At 68.9% G+C, this 25700-nt stretch carries 21 protein-coding genes; 4 read left to right on the top strand and 17 right to left on the bottom strand.

Annotated elements, in window-relative coordinates; translation table 11 throughout:
* Nucleotides 1–26 precede the first annotated feature (26 nt).
* A complete protein-coding gene (locus ASG07_RS12675; RefSeq protein WP_055846961.1) occupies nt 27–2372 on the top strand; it encodes a GH92 family glycosyl hydrolase in 2346 nt (781 codons plus the stop codon).
* A 195-nt stretch (nt 2373–2567) separates the two neighbouring features.
* Nucleotides 2568–5642: a TonB-dependent receptor gene (locus ASG07_RS12670; protein WP_055846959.1), complete on the top strand. Its 3075-nt coding sequence runs from the start codon at nt 2568–2570 to the stop codon at nt 5640–5642.
* A gap of 77 nt (nt 5643–5719) precedes the next feature.
* Here ASG07_RS12670 and ASG07_RS12665 read toward each other — a convergent pair whose 3' ends face one another.
* From ASG07_RS12665 to ASG07_RS12630, 8 genes are all read right to left on the bottom strand, one after another.
* A complete protein-coding gene (locus tag ASG07_RS12665) occupies nt 5720–6424 on the bottom strand; it encodes a FadR/GntR family transcriptional regulator (protein WP_055846955.1) in 705 nt (234 codons plus the stop codon).
* Nucleotides 6421–7176, bottom strand: coding sequence for a helix-turn-helix domain-containing protein (locus ASG07_RS12660; RefSeq protein ID WP_236694669.1), 756 nt, complete (start codon nt 7174–7176; stop codon nt 6421–6423). The genes ASG07_RS12665 and ASG07_RS12660 overlap by 4 nt, the downstream gene beginning before the upstream one ends.
* A 56-nt stretch (nt 7177–7232) precedes the next feature.
* On the bottom strand, nt 7233–8531 hold the full coding sequence (locus ASG07_RS12655) for an MFS transporter (RefSeq protein ID WP_055846950.1): 1299 nt from the start codon (nt 8529–8531) through the stop codon (nt 7233–7235).
* Nucleotides 8531–9478, bottom strand: a complete 948-nt coding sequence (locus tag ASG07_RS12650; RefSeq protein WP_055846947.1) for an alpha/beta hydrolase — start codon at nt 9476–9478, stop codon at nt 8531–8533. The genes ASG07_RS12655 and ASG07_RS12650 overlap by 1 nt, the downstream gene beginning before the upstream one ends.
* An 8-nt stretch (nt 9479–9486) precedes the next feature.
* Nucleotides 9487–10917 carry an FAD-binding oxidoreductase gene (locus ASG07_RS12645; RefSeq protein WP_055846944.1) on the bottom strand — a complete coding sequence of 477 codons (1431 nt, stop codon included), beginning with the start codon at nt 10915–10917 and terminating at the stop codon, nt 9487–9489.
* A gap of 1 nt (nt 10918) precedes the next feature.
* Complete coding sequence (locus ASG07_RS12640) at nt 10919–13117, bottom strand: TonB-dependent receptor (protein ID WP_156361853.1); 2199 nt, start codon at nt 13115–13117, stop codon at nt 10919–10921.
* A gap of 114 nt (nt 13118–13231) precedes the next feature.
* The gene (locus ASG07_RS12635; protein ID WP_055846937.1) at nt 13232–13993 is read right to left on the bottom strand and encodes an SDR family NAD(P)-dependent oxidoreductase; all 762 of its coding nucleotides are present in this window, start codon (nt 13991–13993) and stop codon (nt 13232–13234) included.
* A 12-nt stretch (nt 13994–14005) separates the two neighbouring features.
* A complete protein-coding gene (locus tag ASG07_RS12630) occupies nt 14006–15499 on the bottom strand; it encodes a carboxylesterase/lipase family protein (protein WP_055846934.1) in 1494 nt (497 codons plus the stop codon).
* Nucleotides 15500–15647: 148 nt separating this feature from the next.
* On the opposite strand from ASG07_RS12630, the gene ASG07_RS12625 reads away from it, so the two are divergent.
* On the top strand, nt 15648–16208 hold the full coding sequence (locus tag ASG07_RS12625) for a YkgJ family cysteine cluster protein (RefSeq protein WP_055846929.1): 561 nt from the start codon (nt 15648–15650) through the stop codon (nt 16206–16208).
* On the opposite strand, the gene ASG07_RS12620 is transcribed toward ASG07_RS12625, so the two are convergent.
* The 7 genes from ASG07_RS12620 to ASG07_RS18040 form a co-directional block, all read right to left on the bottom strand.
* A complete protein-coding gene (locus tag ASG07_RS12620; RefSeq protein ID WP_055846926.1) occupies nt 16181–17065 on the bottom strand; it encodes a class I SAM-dependent methyltransferase in 885 nt (294 codons plus the stop codon). The genes ASG07_RS12625 and ASG07_RS12620 overlap by 28 nt on opposite strands.
* A gap of 12 nt (nt 17066–17077) precedes the next feature.
* Nucleotides 17078–18496, bottom strand: coding sequence for an APC family permease (locus ASG07_RS12615; RefSeq protein ID WP_082474780.1), 1419 nt, complete (start codon nt 18494–18496; stop codon nt 17078–17080).
* Nucleotides 18497–18516: 20 nt separating this feature from the next.
* Entirely contained in the window at nt 18517–19071 is a 555-nt protein-coding gene (locus tag ASG07_RS12610) for an SAM-dependent methyltransferase (protein ID WP_055847193.1), read from the bottom strand.
* Entirely contained in the window at nt 19068–19877 is an 810-nt protein-coding gene (locus ASG07_RS12605; RefSeq protein ID WP_055846923.1) for a ThuA domain-containing protein, read from the bottom strand. Before ASG07_RS12605 ends, ASG07_RS12610 begins: the two co-directional genes overlap by 4 nt.
* A 97-nt stretch (nt 19878–19974) precedes the next feature.
* Complete coding sequence (locus ASG07_RS12600) at nt 19975–21276, bottom strand: PQQ-dependent sugar dehydrogenase (RefSeq protein ID WP_055846920.1); 1302 nt, start codon at nt 21274–21276, stop codon at nt 19975–19977.
* Entirely contained in the window at nt 21273–21674 is a 402-nt protein-coding gene (locus ASG07_RS12595) for a DUF2231 domain-containing protein (protein ID WP_055847190.1), read from the bottom strand. The genes ASG07_RS12600 and ASG07_RS12595 overlap by 4 nt, the downstream gene beginning before the upstream one ends.
* Before the next feature lie 180 nt (nt 21675–21854).
* The gene (locus ASG07_RS18040; RefSeq protein ID WP_269082635.1) at nt 21855–21983 is read right to left on the bottom strand and encodes a hypothetical protein; all 129 of its coding nucleotides are present in this window, start codon (nt 21981–21983) and stop codon (nt 21855–21857) included.
* On the opposite strand from ASG07_RS18040, the gene ASG07_RS12590 reads away from it, so the two are divergent.
* Nucleotides 21982–22290 carry a hypothetical protein gene (locus ASG07_RS12590; protein ID WP_156361852.1) on the top strand — a complete coding sequence of 103 codons (309 nt, stop codon included), beginning with the start codon at nt 21982–21984 and terminating at the stop codon, nt 22288–22290. The two genes, ASG07_RS18040 and ASG07_RS12590, sit on opposite strands and share 2 nt — an antisense overlap.
* Nucleotides 22291–22341: 51 nt before the next feature.
* Here the strand turns inward: ASG07_RS12590 and ASG07_RS12585 are convergent, their stop codons facing one another.
* Both ASG07_RS12585 and ASG07_RS12580 read right to left on the bottom strand, forming a co-directional pair.
* Nucleotides 22342–23688: an HlyD family type I secretion periplasmic adaptor subunit gene (locus ASG07_RS12585; RefSeq protein ID WP_236694668.1), complete on the bottom strand. Its 1347-nt coding sequence runs from the start codon at nt 23686–23688 to the stop codon at nt 22342–22344.
* Complete coding sequence (locus ASG07_RS12580; RefSeq protein WP_055846914.1) at nt 23685–25406, bottom strand: type I secretion system permease/ATPase; 1722 nt, start codon at nt 25404–25406, stop codon at nt 23685–23687. Before ASG07_RS12580 ends, ASG07_RS12585 begins: the two co-directional genes overlap by 4 nt.
* Nucleotides 25407–25700: the final 294 nt, after the last annotated feature.

The following is a 25700-nucleotide window of genomic DNA, read 5'->3' as shown; positions in this document are numbered from 1 at the left end:
TCGCCCTCGTCAGACAGAGGTGCGCGATGATCCACGCCGTTTTTCCCCTTAGAGCGCTGATCCTCACAGCCGGCGCCCTTGCCGCGGTCACGGTCGGCGCTCAGTCCGCGCGATCGGTGCGCGAGCCCGTCGACGAGGCCAATCCGCTGGTAGGCACCGCGCCGCTCGACCGCGCCGATCTGCTCGGCAATGCGCCGCCGCCGGGGGAGCCGGCCTATTCCGGGCAGACCTCGCCGGGGGCGCGCGTACCGCACAGCGGCGTCGAGGTCGCGCCGGTCAACGTCAACATCGAGCTGAGCTACCCCTTCGGCGTTCCGGCGCCATATCATTATCCCAACGCGACGATGATCGGCTTCACCGCGGGCGGCGGGCCGACCTATGGCGGATGGGCGAAGCCGTTCTTCATGCCCGTGGTCGGCGACTGGACCGTACCGCCCGCCTATACTCGGGTTCACTACGATAAGGCGCGCGAAACCGCCGCGCCCGGTTACTACAGCGTGGAACTCGACGGCGGGACGAAGGTCGAGTTGACCGCGACCCGCCTGAGCGGTCTGATGCAGTTCACCTTTCCCAGGACCGACCGGGCCGCAGTGCTGGTCAATCTGCCGCGTGCGGGTGGGACGGTGGAAGTGGTCGGCGACCGCATGATCCGCGGCCTGTCGACGCCGGGTGACCGCGACGTGGCTGATGGTCCCTATTTCATCGCCGAGTTCTCGAAGCCGTTCACCGGCTTTGGCACCTTTCGCAAGTCACCGGGCGACAATGCGATCTGGGGGATCGGCGACAAGGATGTCGAGGCGAACCGCCGCGCCATCGCGGGTAGCTATGCGGGCGGCTATCTGAAGTTCGCGGCGCGCGATGGCGCGACGGTGCAGGTCAAGGTTGCGCATGGCCACAGCTATGCCGAGGCCGAAGCGCGGCTGCGGGCCGAACAGCCGGGCTGGAACTTCGCCGGCGTCCGCGGGGCCGCACGCGCAGCGTGGGCGCGGTTGCTGAACAGGGTTGAGGTGACGGGCGGTACGCCGCGACAGCGGCAGCTGTTCTATTCGACGCTGTTCCAGTCCTTCGCCAGCCCACGGCTGGTCGCGCGCAAGAGCGAGACGCTCGTGCGGCGCGGCGGGGAAGCGTCGGTGGTGGCGTATGACCGCTATAGCCCGGTGCCCTACTGGGATACCGCGCGCAACCAGTTGACGCTGCTGGAATTGATCGATCCGGATCTGGTCGCGGCGACGATGCGGTCGGAACTGGAGACGGCGCGGGAGCGGGGGTATATGAACACCTCGTTCCACGGCGACCATGCGGTACTGATGTATCTCGGCGCGATGGAGCGAGGCATCCCGTTCGATTATGCCGCCGCGTACGACTATCTGCGGAAGAACGCGACCGACACCAAGGGGCCGCGCGGTTACCTGGACGAATATGCGGCCAGGGGCTGGATCGCCGACATCGTACCGGAGGGCAATCCCAGTCCGCCCTATGCCGGCGGCAAGGCGGGCATGGACAAGACGCTGGAATATGCCTGGGACGATTACGCGCTGGCGCAGTTCGCCCGGCGGCTCGGTAAGACGGAGGACGCCGCGTTGTTCGGCAAGCGCGGGTCGAACTGGCGCAACGTGTTCGATCGCTCGACGGGATTCATGCGCGGGCGGACGGCCGACGGAAAATGGATCACGCCGTTCGATCCGCAGGAACCCTATTACAACTTCGCCAGCAAGGAGGCGTCGGGCTGGTCCAATCTTTGGCTCGTGCCGCATGATGTCGCCGGGCTGGTCGGGGCGCTGGGCGGATCCGCGGCGTTCAATGCCAAGCTCGATGCGTTCTTCAATACGCCATACACGCCGAAGGGGATCTGTCGCGATTGTACCGGCCTGATCGGCCAGTATGTGCAGGGCAACCAGCCCGATCAGCACGCCCCCTATCTCTATGCGTGGAGCGGGCAGCCCTGGAAGACACAGCGCCTCGTTCGCCGCGTGCTCGCCGACCTCTATGGCAGCGACGCCGCGGGATACGGCTATCCGGGCATGGACGATCAGGGGTCGACGTCGAGCTGGTACGTCCTGAGCGCGATGGGTTTCTACCCCGTCGATCCCTCCACTCCACACTACATCATCGGCAGTCCGATCTTCGACCGGGTGCGGCTGACGATGGGCAGCGGCAAGGTTCTGGAGGTGGTCGCGCGCAACAACTCTGCGGCCAACATGTACATCCAGTCGGCGACGCTCAACGGCCGGCCGTGGACCAGACCGTGGTTCAGTCACGCCGATATCAAGGCTGGCGCGACGCTGGTGCTGATGATGGGGCCGAAGCCGAACACCGGCTGGGGCAGCGCGCCGAGTGCCGCGCCGCCTTCGGCGTCAGGTGGCGTGCAATGAAGCAAATGCCGACGCAATTCTTCTACACGACGGAAATAGCACGGAATTAATTGACAACTTTCTTTTCATATTTTTCAATCCGGACACGCTGTCGGGCCACATGAGGGCCATCCACGGGAAGGGACCCGTATCGGCGGCGGTCAGGGAACACCGGAGGCGATCGCGCCCCGGTGACGAACAGAGGGGAGACACGACATGACGTTCACCGGAGCCGCAACCCGCCGTCGCCTGATCGGCGGATTGCTATCGGCCACTGCGATGGTCGGCCCCGCGCCGGCCACCGTGGCCCAGACAACGACGCAGGGTGCCCCGGCGGGTACCTCTACCACACAGAGTACGCCAAGCGGTGCTACGCCGCCGACACTCCAGAACCCCGAGACTACCGCGCCGCAGGGGCCGGGTGCGGGCACGCCGCAGGGAGCCGACGGGACCGTGGACGGCGGCGACATCGTGGTCACCGGATACCGCGAGTCGATCGAGGCGAGTCTTCAGCAGCAACGCGAGGCCAACGCGTTCGTCAACGTCATCACGGCACAGGACGTCGGCAAATTCCCCGACCGGAACGTCGCCGATGCGTTGCAGCGCGTTCCCGGCGTCGTCATCAGCCGCGACGGCGGCGAGGGCAGCCGCGTCAGCATCCGCGGCCTGCAATCCGGCCTGACGCTGACGCTGCTCAACGGCAACTTCATCGCAGGCGCGGACAGCGGCGATCCGCAGCGTTCGTTCAACTACGTCCTGCTGCCGACCAACTTCATCGGCAGCGTCGAGACGTTCAAGTCCCCGGAAGCGCGGATCGAGGAAGGTGGCGTCGGCGGCACCGTCATCGTCAACACCCGGCGTCCCTTCGACCTGCCCGCATGGTCGGGTTCGGTCACCGCGGAGGGGACCTATGCCGACACCACCGAGAAGGTGAACCCGCAGCTGTCGGGTCAGGTATCGTGGAAGAACGAGGACCAGACGCTCGGCCTGCTGGTCGGCGCGACCTATCAGGAGCGCAACGTCCGCGAGTTGCGGGGCGGCACGGAGACGTGGCGCTGGTGGAGCGATCGTGCGCCCGGAACCAACGCGATCCTGACGCCCGCGACCGACGTCGACGGCAACACCTATTCGAACAACGCGGCGATCTCCTATTGGCCAGGGCAGGGTACGACCACGCAGAGCGGCCAGCATTATACCGGCTACTGGGCCCCGCAGGCGGTCACCACCGAGGTCTTCCAGCAGAAGCGCAACCGGCTGGGCATCCAGGCGACGGCGCAGGCGAAGCCGTTCGAGGATTTCGTCGTCACCGCGAATTATTTCCGTTTCCAGTACAGCAGCGATTTCGTCAGCAACCAGCTCGCCATTCCGGAATGGGGTTATGGCGACTTCTTCAACGGCGCGACGCTCGATCCCAGCGGAACGATCTTCCAGTCGGCGACCTTCCAGGTGCCGCCCGCCGGCACAGGCTGTCTGACGCGCACGCCGCCCTGTACGATGGAGACGCCGCAGATTCGCGGATCGTACAGCCGAGAAAAGCAGATCTCGAACACGTTCGAGGTCGAGGGCGCGTGGCGCAAGGACCAGTTCGACGTCGTCTTCAAGCTGGGCAAAACCCGCGCAGAGGGAGGCCCGTCGCTACGCTTCAACATGGCAGCGAAGCCGCGTTTGACCGTGCCGGGGCAGGAGCGCAACGGTAACTTCCTCAGTCGCTGGTCGTTCGACAACAACCAGCTCAACATGGAGTTCTCGCCGGAGTTGCAGGACAATATCCGCAACGGTGCCGCCCAGATCGACGTCGGTTCGACCGGATCGAGCTTCACGACCAGCTCGCTGGAGCAGCGTTACGCCCAGTACGACGTGACGTACCGGACGGAGACCTTCCTCGATTCGGTTCAGGCCGGCATCAAATGGCGCGACCTGCGCATCGCGCGCGACACCGGTCGGATCGAATGGTACGCCAACCCGGCGACGCAACAGCGGTATCAGGACACGCCGGCCGGGGCGGTCGCGCGGCCGGAGTTCTTCTACGACAAGCCGATCGACAACATCACCGGCGGGTTCAAGGCCAATCTGGTCCCGGGCATCGATTTCAACAGGGTCCTGAACTACCTGAACACGACGTATGGCGACCCGACCAAGGTCGACGAGAACGGGTTCCAGTATTTCCTCGGCGAGCGCGTCTGGGCCGCCTACTTCCAGGCGAATTTCAAGACCGACCGCTTCCGCGGCAATCTGGGCGTCCGCGTCGCGCAGACGCGCCAGACCGGCACCACGTCGGACCGGCTCCAAATCCTGAACGATTACTGCACCAATGGTCCGGGCGGTCCGCTCGACCCCAACCGGCCGCTGGGCCCGGACGGCAATTGCTCGGTACTGCCGCTGTCGGTTCGCGAGACGATCGTCAACACAAGCGTCGACCAGAGTCGCACCTATATGGACGTGCTGCCGAGCGCCAACGCGGCGTTCGACATCACCGACACGCTGCTGTTGCGCGGTGCTGTGGCGAAGGTGATCTCGCGCCCGGCTTTCCAGAATCTGGGCCAGCAGCGCTCGCTGACGTTCCGGTCGGATGCGTACGCGTTCGACCGGGCGCAATTCGGCGAATTCGCCGGCTGGTCCGGCAGCGGCGGCAATCTCGACCTTCAGCCGTTTTCTGCATGGCAATATGATCTGGGGCTGGAATGGTATTTTCAGCGCGGATCGATCGTCGGTGCGACGCTGTTCCGCAAAGACGTGAAGGACTTCATCGTTCCGCTCGTCATCGACGTGGTGCAGACGGTGCAGGGCAACAACGTGCTGATCCAGCCCTATTCGACCAACGCCAACGGATCGAGCGCGGTGACGCAGGGCGTGGAAGTGTTCGCGCAGCACACGCTGCCGTTCGGGTTGGGGGCGCAGGCCAACTTCACGTACAACGACACGTCGACGTCGGTCATCACGCTCAATGGACAGAATGTCGGCAGTTCGCCGCTGGTCGGCAGCGCGAAGACTCAGGTCAACGGCTCGATCTTTTTCGAGAACGACCGGATGCTGCTGCGCGCGTCGTACAATCGGCGCGGCCGGATCGTCGGGGGCCTGTCGTCGGGACTCACCGTCTATACGGCACCCTACGAGCAGGTCGACCTGAACGCGTCGTTCAAGCTGATGGAGGGCCTAAACCTGACCGGGTCGGTCATCAACCTGACGAAGTCGGAGAGCCGCACCTATCTGGGCAATGATACAGAGGCGCGGTTCGGATCGAACAACTATTTCGGCCGGATCGCCTTTCTGGGCCTTTCCTATAATTTCTGACGCGTTCCACGGCGCGTTTCCGGTGGGTGGCTTCCTTGAGAGCCACCCATTTCTTTTTGGCGGCCTGCCAGTCCATGTCAGAAAGCGGTGGAGAGCACCGCACCGATCGCATTGTCGAAGTGCGCGTTCATCAGCGCGATGGCACCGGGCGCGTCGCGGTTGCCGATGGCGCGGGCGATCTCCTCATGGCGTTGCAGGACAACACGGCGGGCCTCTTCGGTGTCGCGCGTCTTCCACGCCAGCGGCACCGCTTCCACCATCAGCGGCTCGAACGAGCGGACGATCTGAAGGAACAGCGCATTGCCGCTGGCGCGCGCCACCGCCTGGTGAAAGACGATGTCGTGATGCGTGACGGCGGCGATATCGTCGGCGCACGACATGGCGGTCGCGGCGGACAGGATGATCGCCGCATCCTCGTCGGAACGGCGGCCGGCGGCGAGTTCCACCGTGCGCAATTCCAGCGTGCGGCGAACATCCCACACCTCCGCGACGGACACCTGCGCGGTCGAGACGGCGTGGTCGAGCGAGGTGCCCATCACCGACCCGTCGATTGCGCCGACGCGAGCGCGCCGGCCATTGCCGACGTCCAGCAGGCGCAGCGCCGCCAGTGCGCCGAACGCCTCCCGCATCACCGCGCGACTGACGCCCAGCTCGGTCGCGAACTGGCCCTCCCCCGGCAGCGTGTCGCCGACCTTCAGATCGTGATTGCGGATATGGTCACGGATGCGGCGGACCGCGAAATCGACCAGCGAGCCGCTTTCATCGATGCGCGCTGCCTTCATGCCGCCAGTTCCAGCGCGCGCAGGCGCGTGGGAGCGAGGCCGAAGCGGCGCGTGAAGGCGCGGCTGAAGCTGGCATTGTTCTGATAGCCGCAACGATAGCCGATCGAGGACACCGGCAGGTCAGTGGCGAGCAGAAGGCCGTGCGCGCCGTGCAGCCGACGGTCGGCGATAGTGGCGGCGACGGTGGAGTTGAAGAGGGTGCGGAAGCCACGTGTGAGCTTTGCGCGGTTGAGGCCGCAGGCGCGGGCGATGGAGTCGAGCGTCAGTTTCTCCTGCCAGCGTTCGTCGATCAGCCGGCGCGCGGCGGCGAGGCGGAGCGAATCGAGTTCCGACAATTCGCCCGATCCGTCCGCGGGAACGAGATCGTCCAGCACCGCCAGGGTGGCGCACAGCAGTTCGATGCTCTTGGCCAGCCGCATCGTGTAGCAGGCCGGTTCGGGCAACGGGCAGTCGCGCAGCGCGAGGACCAGCGCGCGCAGGTCGCTGGGCAGATGCCAGGTCGCGGGCGCGTCGGGCAGGGTGCCGAACAATCGGCGGCAGGCGGTGGCGGCGACCCGGAGCACCACGATCGCGTCCGCATCGGTGCCGTCGCCATAGCGGCAGACGGGGGGATGATCGCCATCCCCCAACTGGAACCGCAACGTGACCGCATCGGCATCGAACGACCGCGCATCGTCGGGGACGTCGCCATTGCCGATGAAGGCCAGCATGTCCGTCGATACGTCGATCCGCTGTTTGAACGTGACCGCCATGACCCTCTCCTTATGAGAGCATCCTATACCTTTATGAAAGGTCGTCAACAGCTATCTTATAGGTCTATCGTCGCCGAAACGGGTGCGGTGCGGATCGCGAACAGGAACGCGCCGACCGACAACAGGCCGGTGACGACGCCGACGATGGCGAGCGCGGGCGCGAGATGCCCCTCGCCGCCGAGCATCGTGCTGACCAGCGTCACCAGCGGCGGCGCGATGCCGAAGCCGATCAGGCCGGCGAAGGCGATGAACGCGCCGATGCACAGGCCGCGCAGTTCGTTGGGGATCAACACGGTCAGCGCGACCGACGTAGCGAGGCCGGTGATCGCCCCGCAAAGCGACAACAGGCCGAACGCCAGCGCGAACCACGTCACCGACGGCGCGATCGGGAACAGGGCGGCGGGGACGCCGAGCATCGCCGCGACCGATGCACCGATCAGCAGGCCGCCACGGCGGCCGCTCTTCTGGCCGAGGTCGGCGGTGAAGCCGCCCAGCAGCGTGCCGCCGAGACCGCTGACCAGCACCAGTGCGCCCATCCAGCCGGCGAAGTCGCCCGGCTGCAACCCGAAGCGGCGCGAGAGGACGGGGGCGGCCCAGACCAGTGCGGCGTTGTCCGCCATCACGACGGCGACCTGACCGACGAACAACGGGATCAGGAACCGGCGGCGCGACCAGAGCTGGCCGGCGAGGACCCCGAACGGGGCGTGCGTGGTCGCCGCGACCTCGCGCCGGGCGGGTTCGCGCAGCAGGAGGAGCGGCGCGATCAGGACGATGCTGACGATCGCCAGCACGACGTGCGTGCCGCGCCACGGGACCATTCCCGCGATCGTCGGCAGCGTGCCGCCGGTGAACGCGCCGAACAGCCAGCCGCCGAGTGCGAACGCTCCCGCGATGCCGGCGATCTTGCCCAGATTGACGACCAGCATCGCGCGACCGCGCTGTTCGGGAACGCAGAGATCGGCGGTCAGCGACAGCGCCGCCGTCAGCGCGGCGGTGGTGCCGGTCGCGGTCAGGACGCGCGCGACGAACAGCATCGTCGCATCCTGAGCCACCGCGGTCAGGGCGGTGCCCAGCGTCCAGACCAGCGCCAGCGCGATCATCAACCGGACCCGGTTGAACCGGTCGACGAGGAGGCCGACGGGGATCGAGAACACGACCAGCGCCAATCCCGCGCTGACGCCCTGGATGATCCCCAGCGTGGCATCGGTCAGCCGCAGTTCGGCCTTCACGCTTTCCTGCACGGTGCCGAACGATCCCATCATCGCGAAGCCGATCGTCATCGCCAGCGTCAGGGCGAGAAGCGAGGGCAGCGCGCTGCGAAAGCCGGATCTGGGTGCGAGTGCGATCGTCGCCATTATGCGATTGCTCCTGACAGGGCGCGGGCCAGCGCGTCGATACGGGCGGCCTGTGCGCGGTTCGCCACGGCCGGGCCGGGCAACGCGTCGAAGCCGTGGAAGCCACCGGGGTGGACGTGAAGTTCGGTCGGTACGCCCGCGGCGATCAGGCGGCGGGCATAATCGATATCCTCATCGACGAAGAGGTCGAGTGCGCCGGTCATGATGAAGGCCGGCGGCAGGCCGGACAGGTCGTCGGCGCGCGCCGCGGCGGCATAGGGCGACACGGCGTCCATGCCGGGTTCGTGGCCGAGCAGCGCCGCCCAGCCGAAGCGGTTGTTGTGCGGCGTCCAGATGAACTCGCCCGCGAAGGGATGCGGCGGCCGGATGCAGGTGCGGTCGTCGATCATCGGATAGGTCAGATGCTGGAACGCCAGCCGGATCTCGCCCCGATCGCGCGCCATCAGCGCGAGGGCCGCGGCGAGGCCGCCGCCCGCGCTTTCGCCCATCACGCCGAGGCGGGCCGGATCGATTCCCAGTTCGTCGGCGTGCGCGACGGTCCAGCGCAGGCCGGCATAGCAATCCTCGATCGCGCCGGGGAAGACCGTCTCCGGCGCGAGGCGATAGTTGACCGACACGATGACGCAGCCGAGCGTGCCGGCGAGCGGGCGGTGGATGAACTCCAGCTCGCGCGCCGATCCGCCGACATAGCCGCCGCCGTGGATGTGGTAGATGCAGCCGGTCGAGCCGGTGGCGTCGCGCGGGCGATAGATGCGCAGGCCGATGTCGGGCGCGCCAGCCGGGCCGGCGATGCGCCGCTCCGTCACGTCGACGCCGCTGTCGGGGGCCGGCGGCAGGGGCAGGTCGCGGGCGCGGAGTTCGGCGAGCGTCGCGTCCGTCAGCCGCACCGTGGGCCACGCCGCCAGCAGGGGATGGAGTTCCGGATCGACGAGATGCCGGCTGGTCATCGGTCGGGTCACAGGGTGAAGATCTTCCCGGGGTTCATCAGGTTCAGCGGGTCGAGCGCGCGCTTGATCGTCCGCATCGTATCGACCGCATCGCCCAGTTCGGCGACCAGCCAGTCCTGCTTGCCGATGCCGATGCCGTGTTCGCCGGTGCAGGTGCCGTCCATCGCGATGGCACGGTCGACGAGACGGCGGTTGATCGCCTCCACCTCCGCGAACTCGTGCGGGGCGGCGGGGTCGATCGAGAAGATGACGTGGAAATTGCCGTCGCCGACATGACCGAGGATCGAGGCCGGGACGCTGCCGGCATCGATATCGGCCCGGGTCTGGAGGATACATTCGGGCAGGCGACTGATCGGCACGCACACGTCCGTCGTCCAGCCGACCGCACCGGGGCGGACGTTGACGGCGGCGTAATAGGCCTCGTGCCGCGCCTTCCACAGCTTCGCGCGTTCCTCCGGCTGGTTCGACCATGCGAACTGGCCGCCGCCATTGGCGTCGGCCAGCCCGGCGACGATCTCCACCTGCTCCGCGACGCCGTTGGGCGACCCGTGAAATTCGAAGAACAGCGTCGTGATCTCCGGATAGTCGAGCTTCGACCAGCGGTTGACCGCCGCCATCTGACGGTCGTCGAGAATCTCGACGCGGGCGAGGGGTACGCCGCACTGGATCGACTGCACGACGGTATCGACCGCGCCCTGCAACGTCGCGAACCCGCAGACGGCGGAGGATATCTGTTCCGGGATCGGGTGCAGGCGCAGCGATACCTCGGTGATGATGCCCAGCGTGCCCTCCGCGCCGACGAACAGGCGGGTCAGGTCGTAGCCGGCGGCGGACTTGCGCGCGCGGGTGCCGGTGCGGATGACTGTCCCGTCTGCGGTGACGACGGTGAGCGACAGCACCGCATCGCGCATCGTGCCGTAGCGGACGGCGTTGGTGCCGCTGGCCCGCGTCGAGGCCATGCCGCCGATCGTCGCGTTCGCGCCCGGATCGATCGGAAAGAACAGGCCGGTGTCGCGGAGATGCGCGTTGAGTTCCTCGCGCCGCACGCCCGCCTGCACGGTGCAGTCGAAATCCTCGGCATGGATCGCGAGGATCGCGTCCATCCGCGACAGGTTGATGCTGACCCCGCCGTTCACGGGCAGTGCGTTGCCCTCGATCGAGGTGCCCGCGCCGAACGGGACGATCGCCACCCCCGCCGCCGTGCACAGCCGGACGCAGTCGGCGACCTCCTCCGTCGAGGCGGCGAAGACCACCGCGTCGGGCAGCGCCTCCGCGAAATGCGCCTCGCTGGTGCCGTGCTGGCGGCGGATGCCCTCACCCAGTGCCAGTGCGTCGCCGAAGCGCTGGCGGAGGGAGGCGACGAACGCCTCGTCGAGCGGCGGGCGGACGGGGTTGCCGGACTGGCCAGGTCCGGACTGGGCAAGCGGTGCGTGGATCATGTCAGAACCGGATCGTGCCGCGGATACCGATGCGCCGGCGTGGCGACTGGATCGCGAGGTTGGAGACGAGCGGCGCGGGCAGGCCGGCGCGGCGCAGCAACGAGGCGTCGAGATACGTCTCGACATATTTCTCGTTGAGCAGGTTGGTGGCGAAGGCGGCGACCTCCAGCGGCCCGGCCTGCCAGCCGAGCGACGCGTTGACGAGGTAATAGGGCGACAGGATCGGTACCGATGCGGCATCGAGCGAACCGCCGGTGCGAGCGCCCTTGGCGACGACGTTGGTGTCCAGCACGATCGCCTGATCGCCGTGGAAGGGCAGGCGCAGGTTGGTGCCGACCGCGTAGTTGGCGTCGGGCACGAACAGGATGCGGTCGCCCGGATAGGCATAGCCGGTCACCGCCTGGAACTGGCGGGCGTCGGTGACGCGCGAGTGGAGCAACGTGGCATTGGCGTAGACGCGCCACAGCTTGCTGATGCTGAACGACAGTTCCGCCTCCGCGCCGTAGCTTTCGACGTCGCCGGAATTGAGGTTGATCGCGACGAAGCCGACCGGCTGGCCGGTCGCGGGGTTGAGGATGGTCGACGGGGCGAGGGCGTTCGCGCCGATGAAGTTCTTGTAGTCGTTGTAGAAGGCGGCAACGTTGGCGGTCAGGCGGCCGTCGAGGGCGCTGGCCTTCGACCCGACTTCGTAGGTCCAGACGCTGTCGCCCCGGTAGGTCAGGTTGGGTGCGCCGGGACCGTTCTGGCCACCGCCGCGCACGCCGCGCGCGACCGAGGCGTAGGTCATGAAGTCGGGCGTCCAGCGCTTGGTCAGCGTCGCGCGCGGCTGCCACTCGTTCGCCTTGTAGGCGGCGGGCAGGCCGGCGGTGGAGGCGCTGAGCGTCTGGTGGTCGTAGCGGATGCCGACCGCGAGATCGAGGCCGTCGCCGAAGTTGAGGAAGCCGGTGGCGAAGCCGGCCATGTTCTCGTTCTTCGCGGTGGCGGTCGCCGGCACGGTCAGGTTCGCGGGCACCACGGTCGTGGTCGAGACCGCATCGGTGGTCGAGCGGCCGTAGAATGCACCGATCAGGGTCGAGAAGCGGTCGCTCCACTTGGTGTCGAAACGAAGCTCGCCGGTGCGCGTCTTCAGCGTGCGGTCGGAGGTGACGCGGAAGAAGTCGAGCGCGCTATAGTCGCCGTCGCCCGCGCTGACCGTGTCGCTCTGGTTGTAGGCGGCGATGGCGGTGATGGTCGTGTCGATGCTGTCGACGTCGAACTCGCCCTTCAGGTTGGCGGCGTAATAGTCGATCGTCGCGAGGCTGCGCTGGTTGGTGCTGTTGTCCAGCGTGTAGTCGCGCGGGCCATTCACGTGGAAATACGGGGTCGAGCCGCCGAAGACGCGGTCGTAGCCGCCGTTGAGCGTGAAGCGCGCCCAGTTGGCGGGAACGAAGCGCAGCGTGGCGTTGATGCTCTGCGTTTCCAGCGGGTTCTGGTCGCCGCCGGCCAGCAGGTTGCGCTGGAACCCGTCCTCGCGGTGGTATGCGGCGCCGATGCGGAACTGCAGGACATCGTCGACGATCGGGCCGGAGATGCTGCCGGAGACGGACGCGTAGTTGTCGCCGGTCGCCAGCGCGCCGTCGATGCGGCCCTGCCAGTCGTTGGTCGGCTGGCGCGTGACGACGTTGATCGCGCCGCCCAGCGTGTTGTTGCCGAACAGCGTGCCCTGCGGACCGCGCAGCACCTCGACGCGGGCGACGTCGACCAGCGGTGAGTTCAGGTACGTCGTGTTGGGCTGGTAGATGCCGTCGATGAAGATGCCGACGCCGGGCTGGACGGTATCGATCAGCGTCGTGCCGACGCCGCGGATCGACACGAATGCGCGGCCGACCGAATCGGAATTGATGTTCAGGCCGGGCGTGTAGGCGGCGACGTCGCGCACCACGACCAGTTGCTGGTGCTTGATGGCGTCGCCGGAGATGGCGGTGACGGCGATCGGCACGTCCTGCAACCGCTCCTCACGACGGCGGGCGGTGACGACGATGTCGGAGGCGGCCGGATCGGTGCCGGCGGGGTCGGAGGCGGCGGGGTCGACCTGCGGATCGGCGGGCGTGCCCCGATCGGTGGTCCGGGCGCCCTGTGGCTCCGCCGTCTGTGCCTGCGCGAGGGCGGGCATGACGAGAGCGAGGGCGGTGGATAGCGCGAACAGCGAACGACGACGCATGCAGAACCTCTCCGTGAGCGGCGGATCGTTGTCGTCCACCTGTCAGAAAGGTATGCGCCTGTCGCTACCTATCGGAAAGGCCGGCGGCTGTGCCGATCGGCTCTCCGGCTTGCCTCACCAGCAGGAATAGCCGCCGTCGACGAGGACGATGCTGCCCGTCATCAGGCTGGCGGCGTCGGAGGCGAGGAAATGGACGACGGACGCCACCTCCTCGGGTTCCCCAAGGCGGCCCTGCGGCGTGGCGTCGATCCAGCGGCGGTACATCTCGCTTGTCCGGTCGGCGAAGGCGTTGAGCGGGGTCGCGATATAGGTGGGGGCGACGGCGTTGACGCGCACGCCGCGGCCGGCCCATTCGGCGGCGAGGCTCTTCGTCAACTGATGCACCGCAGCCTTGGAGGCATTGTAATAGCTTTGCGGCTGCGGGCGGTTGACGATGACGCCCGACATCGAGCCGATGTTGACGATCGATCCCGATCCCTTCGCCAGCATCCGCCGCCCGAAGGCGCGCGCGCACCAGAAGGTGCCGTTGAGGTTCACGTCGAGGACGTTCAGCCAATGCTCGTCCGCGACATCCTCGGCCGCGGTGTCGCTGCGCGCGATGCCGGCGTTGTTGACGAGGATGTCGGTGCCGCCGCTGCGCTCCGCCGCCGCCTCGACCGCCATGGAGTCGGTCACGTCGAGGACGCAGCCGTCGACGCGGTGGCCCTTCGCGCGCAGGCCGTCGAGACCGCGGTCCAGCAGGGCGGGGTCGCGGTCGGCGATCGTCACGGCCGCGCCGAATTCCGCCAGCGCGTCGGCGCAGGACCAGCCGATCCCCTGCGCGCCGCCGGTGACGAAGGCGGTACGGCCGTCCAGCCGCAGGCGTTCAGCGTACATCGTGTCGATCCCTCAGGGCAGATAGGCGGCGGCGGGCATCGCCGGTTCGTGCGCGGCGGTGCCCGCCTCGACCCGGTAGACCTGCCGCGTGTCGCAGTCGAACGCCGGCCACGGCAGCGAGCCGTCGCGCGCGAAGTCGATCCACAGGCGGTGCATGCGATCCGCCAGTTCCTGCGGTGCGGTCCGGCCGAGCAGACCCTCCGGCCCGGTCGCGGTCGCGAGCGTGTCGAACACGAACGGGATCTCCACCGCATGCGCGGCGCCGAGTTCGCCACCGAACGCGGTCGATCGCCATTCGAACTCGTAGACATGGGTGCGGCCGCGATGCTCCTCCGCGAAGCGACGCGCGGGCCAGCGGAAGACGAGGTCGGTCATCGCATCGGTCAGCGCACGGCCGCCCGACTGGCGCCCCGCGCCATAGGCGTTCAGGACGCTCCACGCGCGCGGCTGCGACCGGCGGAGCGCGAGCCACGCGATCAGCCGGCCGATCCTGTCGCGCACCCCGCTGGAGACGAGATACAGGTTCATTTCCTCCGCGTTCGATCCGATCAGCACGTCGATCTCCGCGCCCGCACCGGTCGTCAGCGCGGCGAGCGGCTCGGCCGGCAGCACGTCGTCGCCGTGGACGGGCACGAAGCGGCTGATGCCGAACACCGGCTCGCGACCGTCCGGCCCGCGCAGGTCGAGACGCGTCGTCGGCAGCGACACGCGCTCGATCGCGTCGAGCACCGCCTCGGCCGGGGCGGCGGCGAAGCCGTCGCGGGTGGCCGCGACGCCGAGCAGCTTCGCCATCTTTGCGACGAGGCGCTGCGCCACGCCAATGTCGCGCGTCATGCCGCCATGCCCGCTCTGGACGATCGCGCGGCGGAACAGCCCCTTCGCCAGCGGCGACGTGACGAGATCGGCGATCGCCATCGCCCCCGCTGATTCGCCGAAGATGGTGACGTTGCCGGGATCGCCGCCGAACGCCGCCACCTCCCGCTGCACCCACTCCATCGCCGCGAGGATGTCGCGCAGTCCGAGGTTCGTCGGCACGCCGGGGATCGGCAGGAACCCGTCGAGGCCCATGCGATAGTTGATCGCGACGCACATCACGCCGTCGCGCGCGAAGGTGCCGCCGTCCTGCACCGGCGCATCCTTGCTGCCGACGACGAAGCCGCCGCCATGGACGAAGACCATGACGGGCAATCCGCCACGGTCGTCGTCGGGCCGCCAGACGTTGAGCGTCAGGTAGTCGTCGCCCGGCACCCAGCCGTCGCCGACCAGCGCCGCCACGTCCAGACCGGGCACCTCCCTGATCCGCTGCGGCGCGTTCGCGCCCGCGGTGACCGCGTCGCGGATGCCGGCCCACGGTTCCACCGGCTGTGGCGGTTCGAACCGTCGCGCGCCCGTCGGCGGCGCGGCGTAGGGAATGCTGAGGAAGCGGCGCACGCCATCGGCGACGATCCCGCGCAACTCGCCGGCCTGCGTGCGGATGATGATCGGCGGGGATGCGGATGATGCCATGACGCGATCCTAGATCATCCCGACGCGTCGGCAGCGACTTACGCTATGCCAATCGGCATCTTGCGCGTGCCGCGGGTGCGATCGGCCCGGTCGCGCCGGTGGGTGGCGAACCCTTGTCTTTCGATCCGGGCGGAGGCACCCGGTGCGGATGGACGCCGGCGACGATCTGGAAACCGCGATGCTGGGGCCGGTCCTGGCCGACCGGTCGTGCGGCGACTGTACCGCGTGCTGTACGACCCTGACGGTGGATACGCCCGATTTCGCCAAGCCGGCGGGGGTGCCGTGCGTGCATCTGACGACCGGGGGGTGCGGTATCCATCCCGTCCGGCCCGGCATCTGCCGGACGTGGTTCTGCGTCTGGCGGCGCGACGCGGGTTTGCCGGACGAGGCGCGGCCGGACCGGTCGGGGTTGCTGGTGTCGCTGAATTTCGTCCGCGCGCCGCAGAACTGCCTTGAGGGGGTATCGATCAACGTCCGCCTGCTGCCCGGCAGCGACGCGATCGGCAACGGGATGGCCGCCGCGATGCTCGACCGGCTGTGCGACCGGCTGATCCCGGTGTGGTTCAGCGACGGAGCGAAAAAGATGCTGATGCACCCCGACAACGACGTCGCCCGCCTGATCCTGTCCGGCGACGCGCCGCCGCCGGCATTGCGGGACGAGGTCGCCGCCTGGCGGGAACGCTACGGAGCCTTTGCCGACAGGGGTTGAGCGTCCGTGACCCGGCGGGCCTGCCAGCCGGGCCCGGTCATCCTGTCGCCCGCGACGACGCCGTCATACGCCCTGCCCGACGCGGTGAAGCGGATGTGGGCACCGCTCAATCGGGCACCGGTCAACCGGGCATCGGTCAATCGGGCATCGGCCAACCGGACGTCGGCGAGGGTTTCGGTGGACCCGGCGCGGACCAGCGTGCCGCCGATGTCCTGAAAATGCTGGTGCAGGACCAGCCGCCCGCCATCCGACAGCGCCCATTCGCCGGCGACCGCCGCCGGTATCCGCCACAGATACAGATGCGATCCGCCCACCCGGCCGGTCCGATCGGGGGGCCAGTCCGCCATGTCGAAGGCGTGGCTGACGATGCGGGTGCCGGGCGGCAGGTCGCGGAGCAGATGCGGCCGCAACCGCAGATTGACGCGCGGCAGCAGGAACATCGTCACGACGCTGTGTCCCCGCAGCGGCGTGGCGAACAGGTCCTGCGCGACGAAGCGGGTGCGATCGGCGACCCCGGCGCGGGCGGCGGCGGCCTTCGCCTCGCCGATCAGGACCGGGTCGATGTCGACGCCGGTGCCGGACGCCCCGCGACGCGCGGCGGCGATCAGGATGCGGCCGTCGCCGGTGCCGAGATCGAGCACCCGGTCGCCGGGGCCGACCGCCGCCATGTCGAGCATCCTGTCGACCACTTCCGGACGGGTGCCCAGATAGGGCACGTCGAGCGACGGGCCGCGGCCGGTGAGCGTGGCCCATGAACATCGCGCGACGCCGGGCGACAGGCAGCGCGCGCCCAGCGCAACGCTGCCGCTGGCGAGCAGCGTCAGGGCGAGTGCGGCGATCGTGGAGCGGCGGGACATCGCGATCCCCGCTCAGGCGCGGGGTTCGGATGAAGACGCCGGGCCGCGCACTGGTCCGCGCACTGGCCCGCGCACCGCCAGCAGCACCAGCGCCCCGACCGCAAGGACGGCGACGCCGACCAGCGCGCTGACCCCCGTATAGGCGATGCTGGAATATAACAGCCACGCGCTGGTCGCGCAGAACAGCGCCGGCACCACCGGATAGAGCGGCACGCGGAAGGCACCGGGCGGGAGCGGCGCGCGGTGGCGGAGTACGAACACCGCCACGCCGACCAGCAGCAGGAAGAACCAGAATACCGGCGCGGTATATTCGACGACCGCGCCGAACGCGTCGCGCCCGAACGTCGCGCCGATGACGAGGAGGACGGCGATCGCCCCCTGAAGCAGCATGGCGTTGCCGGGCGTATCGCGCGCCGCGCTCCACCGGCCCAGCCAGCGGAGGCGGGGAAAGGCGCGGCCCAGCGCATAGCTGGTGCGCGCGCCGGTGATGACGGTGGCGTTGGCGGAGGTCAGCGCGGCGATCGCGATCATCAGGCTGATCGCCGCGCCGCCCGCCGGCCCGAAGGCGCGCGCCATCACGTCGGCGGCGACGGTCTGGCTGCCGGCCACCCCCTCCAGCCCCAGCGCGCGCAGATACGCCCAGTTGACCAGCAGATAGAGCAGCGTGACCAGCCCCAGGCCGGCGATCATGACGGGGGCGATCCGGCGGCGCGCGTTCTTCAGTTCGGCGGAGATGTAGACGACCTCGCTCCAGCCGCCATAGGTGAGCAGCACGAAGACCAGCACCAGCCCGAGCGCGCCGTCGCGCTCGACGCGTGGGGCGGGCGCGGCATGAGGAGCGACGATCAGGCCGGCGACGATGACGCAGACGAGGCCCAGCACCTCCGCGCAGGTCATCCAGAACTGCGTGCCCGCGCCCTGCCGGATGCCGAGCCAGTTGAGGCCGGTCAGCCCGACGACCAGCAGCGCGGCATAGATGCTGCTCGCCTGCGACCCGACCGGCAGCAGCGCGGCGAGATAATCGCCAAAGACATAGGCGAGCAGCGCCAGCGACCCGGTCTGGATGACCGCGAGCCGCGCCCAGCCGTACAGGAAGGCCAGATCGCGCCCGAACGCCAGTTCGAGGAAATGGAAATCGCCGCCGGCACTGGGGTGGGCGGAGGCGAGTTCGGCGTAGCAGAGCGCCCCCAGGATCGACAGCACGCCGCCGAGCGCCCAGGTGCCGAGGAACATCGCCTCGCTCGACGAGGCTCCCGCGACCATCGCGGGGGCGCGGAAGATGCCTGCGCCGATCACGATCCCGACGCACAGCGCCAGCCCGTGCCGGATGCCGAGCGTCTGGCGCGGTTGCGCCGCGGGATCATTGGGCAGGGCAGGGGGCAGGGCAGGGGGCAGGGCAGCGGAGAGGGCAGGGCGCGCGGTATCGGTCATGCCCCCTTGTGCAACGCGCGTCAGCGTTCGGGAACCGTCCACAGGTGGATATCGCCGCCCAGCAGCCCGCCCTTGATCGTCCTGTCCGGCTTCCAGTCGCCCATGTCGTGCCAGTAGCTGACGATCCGCGTGCCGGGTTTCAGCGCCATCAGCTTCGGCCGCAGCTTGCGGTTGATGTCGGGCCAGAGGAACAGGGTGACCACGGTCGCATCGGAAAAGTCGGCCGCGAACAGGTCCTGAAGCCGGAAGTCGACCTGTCCGGCGACGCCCGCCGCGCTGGCGTTGGCCTTCGCTTCCGCGATCCGTTCGGGGTCGATGTCGATGCCGACGCCGCGCGCGCCGTAATCCTTCACCGCCGCGATCGGGATGCGGCCGTCGCCGGAGCCGAGATCGTAGACCACGTCGCCGGGCTTCACGCCGGCGAGATCCAGCATCGCCCTGACCTTCTTCTGCGGGCTGGGCTGGTACCGGACATCGGGTTTGCGGAGCGGGGCGGCGGGAGCCGCGTCCTGCGCGATCGTGGCAGGCGCGGCGACCGCGCAAAGCAGCAGGGCGATCGCTGCGCGCCGGATCATCGCCACGCCGCCCAGCGCACGGCGTTGGTCAGGATGCGGCGGTAATCGGGATCGTCGTAGCTTTCGGGCCGATGCCCCAGCGCGGAATAGACGACGCGGCCCTTCGTCGCGGGATTGACCCAGATGACGGGATGCCGGCCCATCGCCAGCTTCGCGCCGGGCCGGTAGCTCCCCTCGTCGATCCGCGCGAGGACGGTCATGCCGCGCGTCGCGGGATCGACGTCGAACGAATACCATTCGTCGACCGGGCTCCACGGCAGCGTGACGCCCGCCATGACGGGGTGGCGCGGACGATCGACGACGATGCGCGCCGGCTGGAACTGGTCGTCGCCGCCGGGATGGCCGATGAACCTGGTGCGGACGATCGTGTCGACATACCAGGGCGCGGTATGGCTGTCGTCGCCGGCGGCATGCAGCGCGACCACGCCGCCGCCCCGCGCGACGAAGCGGGCGAAGGCCGCGCGCTGGTCGGGCGTGAGGAAGTCGCCGCTGGCGCTGTTGAGGACGACGACAGAGAAATGCCGCAACTGCGCGTCGTTGAAGATCGCCGCATTCTCGGTGACGTAGCTTGGCCGGTGCAAGCCCGTAGCGATGTCGGCGAGCACGCGGTTCGAATGCGGGATATGTTCGATATGCCGCCAGCCATTCGTCTTCGACACGATCAGCACGGCGCGATCGAGCCGGTCGGGCAGGACGGGCGCGACCGTGTCGTAGGCGGGGGGCGGCAGATGAGGGTTCGGGCCGGCCTGGGCCGTGGTCAGCAGCGCGACCGCGGCGAGCATCCGGTGCCTCGATTTCATGTTCATCGTGCGATCTCCCGCCCGCGATCCTAAACCAACGGACCGGGGTGTGCGAGCGGGCGTGTATCGGCGTCGACCGCGCCGCGGGATCGATGGCGGGCGATCATCCGGCATCACGGGGCGGCGTCACGCGCCAGACGGTGTTCGACAGATCGTCCGCGATGATGAGCGCGCCGCGCGGGTCGAGCGTCACGCCGACCGGCCGGCCCCGCGTCTTGCCGTCCGCACCCATGAAGCCGGTCGCGAAGTCGATCGGCTGCCCGGCGGGCCGGCCGCCGCGGAAGGGGACGAACACGACCTTGTACCCGGACGGCGCGTCGCGGTTCCAGCTGCCATGTTCGCCGACGAACACCCCGTCGCCGAACCGGCCGCCCATCGCCGCGCCGGAGAAGGCGACGCCGAGCGCGGCGACATGCGCGCCGAGCGCGTAATCGGGGCGGATGGCGCGCGCGACCATATCCGGCTTTTGCGGGCGGACGCGCGGATCGACGGTCTGGCCCCAATAGCTGTACGGCCAGCCATAGAAGCCGCCGTCGCGGATCGAGGTCAAATAATCGGGGACGAGATCGGGGCCAAGCTCGTCGCGCTCGTTCGCCACCGCCCATAGCTGGTCGGTGCCGGGCCGGATCGTCAAAGCGGTCGGGTTGCGGACGCCGGTGGCGAAGGGGCGATGCGCGCCCGTCGCCGCGTCGACCTGCCAGATCATCGCGCGATCCACCTCCGCCGCCATGCCGCGTTCGGTGATGTTGCTGTTCGATCCGATGCCGACATACAGGAAACGGCCGTCGGGGCTGGCCGTCAGCGATTTGGTCCAGTGGTGATTGATCGCGGCCGGCAGGTCGGTGACCTTTTCCGGTGGGCCGTCCGCGCGGGTCTGGCCGTCACGATAGGCGAAGCGGACCAGCGCATCCTGATTCGCGACGTAGAGCGCACCGTCGACCAGTGCGAGTCCATAGGGGGCGTTGAGGTTTTCGGCGAACACCGTGCGCCCTTCGTAGACGCCGTCGCGATCGGCGTCGCGCAGCAGCGTCAGGCGATCGCCGCCCTTCACCGACGTCGTCCCCTTCGCCTTGATGATGCCGGCGATGAAATCCTTGGGTCGCAATTTGGGGGCGTCCGCGCCGCCCTTGCCCTCCGCGACCAGAATGTCGCCATTGGGCAGGACCAGGGTCTGGCGGGGAACCTTCAGGCCGGTGGCGATGGCGGTGATCGCATAGCCCCGGGGCACGGTGGGGCGATCTTTCCCCCAGCCGGCGGGGTCGGCGATCTTCATGCTGGGCAACAGGCCGCGCTGCTGGGTCGGCAGGGTGGGGTTCGCGCCGTAGCGCGACGCGGCGGGTTCGTCGCCGCAACCCGCCAGCAGGATCGACAGGCACGTCGCCGACGACAAAGCGAGCCGCGTCATGCCACCGTCTCCCCGCGCAGGCTGGAAAAGCCGATCCACGTCGCCGACAGCGCGAACACGGCGGTGATGATGCTGAGGATCAGCCCCTCCGGCATGCTCGCCCACGCATCCTTCGCGTGGACCAGCGCATCGACGAAGCCGACGACGAAGGTCACGAGCAGGAGCAGGGCATAGCCGATCGGCCGCTGGCCGCGGCGGTCGGCGCGCAGCACCTCGACGATCGACCAGAGCAGCGCGGCTCCGCAAAAGACCAGCGCGCCGGCGAGGAGCCACGACGCGAAGTTGATCCACTGAACCTCGTAGGAGCGCGCATAGGCGAGGTCGCCGAGCAGCGCGCCGACGAACAGCGGCACGGTCGACGCGAGCAGCACCGCGTGAAGGGGGTGGAGGATCTTCATCGCGCGCCGGCGTGGCACGGGGTGTGGCACGGGGTGTGGCAAGGTTGACACGGAGCTTCGTCCTTCTTCAGCGACCGGTGCGGCGGTGACGACAATGCCGGCGATCACGGGGACAATGCGGTATGGTCCGGCGATGTTCCGCCGACGCCGCATCGGACCCGTCGCCGATCGGGGACGGGATCACGTCGGTGGTGGTCGAGCCGGAATTCTGCCGGTAATGAGGTGCTTGGTTGCATCGTCGTCCGGCCGTGAGACGCCGGTCGATAGCGGAACAACAGATTCGATCATGATCGCGGGCAGGAACAGCATGACATTCCCCATCCACGGCGCGCTGGCAGTGGTGATTGCGGTCGCCGGTGCGACGATCGCGGTCGCGCAGACGGTCGCCTCTGCGCCGGCCGCCGATCCGGAACGGGTGCAGACGGCGGCGTTGTTCGAGAAGACCTGTTCGGGTTGTCACGAGCTGGAACAGGCTACCAGCCAGCCGCAGGACGTCGCCGGATGGCATGCGACGGTGGAGCGGATGGTCGGCTATGGTGCGGCGCTGACCCCGGCGGAGCAGGACCGGATCGCGCGATATCTGGCGACGGAACACGGGGTGCCGGCGGCGAAGTAGCTCGCTAAGCCTCTTCGACGACCGGCCGCCGGTCGTGCGGCGGGCCGGCCGTCAATGCTCCCCGAACGCGCCCCAGAAGGAGCCGACGAGCGGTTCGATCATATATTGCAGCGCGGTGCGACGACGCAGCGGCACCAGCACCTCCGCCGGCATGCCCGCGCGGAACGCGAAGTCGTCGCCCCGTGCGCGACGGACGATGGCGAGCTGTTCGGGGGGGATGCGGATTTCGGCAGTGTAGTAATGCTGGCTGGAGCGTTCGTCGGTGAAGCTGTCCGCCGACAGCCGCGTCAGCACTCCCTCCAGATCGGGCAGGTCGCGTTCGTGGAGCGAGGGGAAGCGCACGCGCGTCGTCTGGCCGACGTGCAGGTCGTCGGCATCGTCCGGCTGGACCTTTGCCTGCACGACCATCGGCGCGGCTTCGGGGACGATGTCCATCAGCTTCTGGCCGGGCGCGACGACGCCGCCGGGGGTGAAGACGGTCAGCCCGACGACCGCGCCGCTGGCGGGGGCGCGGATTTCGGTCCGTGCGACCTGATCGCGCGCGGCGGCGAGTTTCGGCAGCACGTCGCCCAGCTTGTCCTCCGCATCGCGCAGTTCGGCGGCGGTGCGCTCGCGATAGGTCTGCTGCGCCTCCAGACTCTGCAACTGCATCTCGCGCATCGCGTCGCCGCTCTGCGCGACGCCGGCGATATACTGGCCGTCCTGCCCGCGCAGCCCGGCCCGTTGCCGCTCAAGCTCGCGCAGGCGGGTCTGCGACACGAAGCCCTTGTCGGCGAGCGGCGACAGCGCGCGGATCTGGTCGTCGATCAGGCGCAGTTGTTCGCGCGCGGCATCGGACTGGCGCGCATAGCCGCGACCCTGCTGCACCGATTGCTGCGCGCGGCTGCCGAGCGCGCCGCGCTGGGCGCCGAGGGTGGCGCGACGGGCGACGAGTTCGCGCTGCTGCATCGCCAGCGTTTCGGCGGCGAGGGGGCGGTCCTGCTCCGCGAGGGAGGCGAATTCGGGTGGTGTCGCGACCTGCGAAGCGCCGGCCTGTTCGGCGAGCAGCCGCGCGCGTTGCGCCCAGAGGCGGATCGCCTGCGCGGCGAGGATGCGTTCCTGCGCCTCGACATCGGGCGCGGCGAGACGGATCAGAAGCTGACCGCGCCGCACGCGCTGCGCCTCCTGCACCAGGATCGCGGCGACGACGCCGCCGTCGCGGTGCTGCACCGACTGGCGCTGGCCCGATACGACGAGCTGGCCGGACGCGTGCGCGGCGGCGTCGAGCCGCGCGACGGCGGCCCAGCCGAGGAACAGCACGAAGAACAATGCCGCGACGATGCCGCCGGTGCGGATATCGCGGCGCGGGTCCGACAGCCGCGCATGGGCGGCGATCATCTGGTCCGACAGGCTGCTCACGACACGCGCGCCATGCGGCGCCCGGCGGGCGGGGCCATCGTCGCGAGCACGGTGTCGCGGTCGCCGGACAGTTCGACGCGTCCGTCGCGCAGCAGCAGCATGCGGTCGACCACGGGCAGGATCGCGGGTTTGTGCGAGACGATCAGGATGGTCGTGCCGGCCGCCTTCAGCTTCGCGAGCGCGGTGACGAGGATCGCATCGCCCTCCGCATCGAGGTGCGCGTTGGGTTCGTCGAGCAGCAGCAGCGTCGGCCCCCCGAACACCGCCCGCGCCAGCGCGACCCGCTGACCCTGCCCGGCCGAAAGCCCGCGTCCGCCCGCGCCCAGCATATGGTCGTAGCCGCCGGGCAGGCCGAGGATCAGCTCGTGCGCCCCGACCAGTGTCGCCGCCTTGATGACGGCGGCGTCGATCAGGTCGGTCGCGCCGCTGAGTTCGGTGGCGAAGCGGCTGATGTTCTCCTTCACCGTGCCGGCCAGCAGCGCGGTCTCCTGAGGCAGATAGCCGATGTGGCGACCGAGCAGTTCGGGGTCCCAGTCGGTGCGGGCCGCGCCGTCGACGCGGATGGTGCCGGCATCGATCGGGCGGGCTCCGGCGAGCGCCCGCAACAGCGTGGACTTGCCCGCGCCGCTGGGTCCGATGATCGCCACGACCTGACCGGCGGCGACCTGCATGTCGATCTCGGCGAGCAGCTTGCCGTCGCGCGCTGTGGGGCTGGCGACGGTCAGCGCCTCTACGGTCAATGATCCCTTCGGCGACGGCAGGCGCGTCGGCGTGGCGGTGTCGGGATCGCCGAGCAGCGCGTCGAGCGACCGGTACGCGTCGCGACCATGCGCCAGTCCCTTCCACGCCGAGACGAGCTGTTCGATCGGCGACAGTGCGCGCGCGATCAGGAACGACGAGGCGAAGATCGCGCCCGGCGAGATCGACCCGTCGATCGCCAGCAGCGCGCCGAGCCCGAGCGCCAGCGATTGCAGCGTCAGGCGGACGAACTTGGTCGCGGCGAGATACGAACCGGCGGTGAAGCCGACCTCCGTCGACAGCGTCAGCGCGGTCTGGCGCTGGCGGAGCTGGCGCGAGACGACGGCGCGTCGCATTCCCATCGCGCGCACGGTATCGGCGGCGAACAATGTCGAATCGAGCGCGAGATGGCTGGCGCTGGCGGCGAGCTGCGCGCGTTCCAGCTTGCGGTGCGTCGCCACCTCGTTGCGCCACGCGATCACGGGCAGGATGATGCCGCCCGCCAAGGCCATGACGCCGATCCAAGGGTGCACGAGAAAGCAGACCGCGATGTAGATCGGCGTCCACGGCGCATCGAGCAGGGCGAGCACGCCCGCGCCGGTCAGCGTCTGGCGCATCGAATCGAAATCGCGCAGCGCCTGCCGCGCGGCCGGGCGTTCCGGCCGGCCGAGCATCGCATCGAGGATGGCGGGCGCGACGGCGGCGTCGAGCAGCACGCTGGCGCGGACCAGCAGACGCATGCGGATCCGGTCGAGCATCGACAGCGTCAGCAGCGCGACGGCGAGCGCCAGCGTCAGGAACAGCAGCGTCAGCCGGCCCTGCGTCGGCACGACCCGGTCATAGACCTGCAGCATGTACAGCGTCGGCGCGATGTAGAGGATGTTGAGCAGCGCGCTGAACCCGGCGGCGGCGGCGAGATGCCGACGGCAGCGCGCGAAGGCCGCGGCCAGCACCGTTCGTTCCTGATCGCCGTCCGCCATTGCCCGTTCCATTCGCCTCGAACCGTGGCAGCGGCGCTTTCCGACCAGACGTCAGGTCGATACCCCATGATTATCACGGAACCGGAGCCATTGCACCGGCTGCGTTAGACAGGATCATTGGTAAATGTACCGTTACGGAACAGCATCATTTCAGTGGTCCGTGGCTCTTAACGCACATCAAACCTCATGCTATTGGCTCCGGCGACGGCAGAACGAGCGAACAGCCGGACGTCGACTTGAAACATGACCGAATTATTACACCGATGCCTTGGAACGGGGCGTCGGGCGCTGTAA

This window comes from Sphingomonas sp. Leaf343 (assembly GCF_001423765.1).
Classification (GTDB): domain Bacteria; phylum Pseudomonadota; class Alphaproteobacteria; order Sphingomonadales; family Sphingomonadaceae; genus Sphingomonas.
The sequence above is the reverse complement of the archived record's forward strand: the minus strand, read 5'-3'. Positions and strand labels throughout refer to the sequence as shown.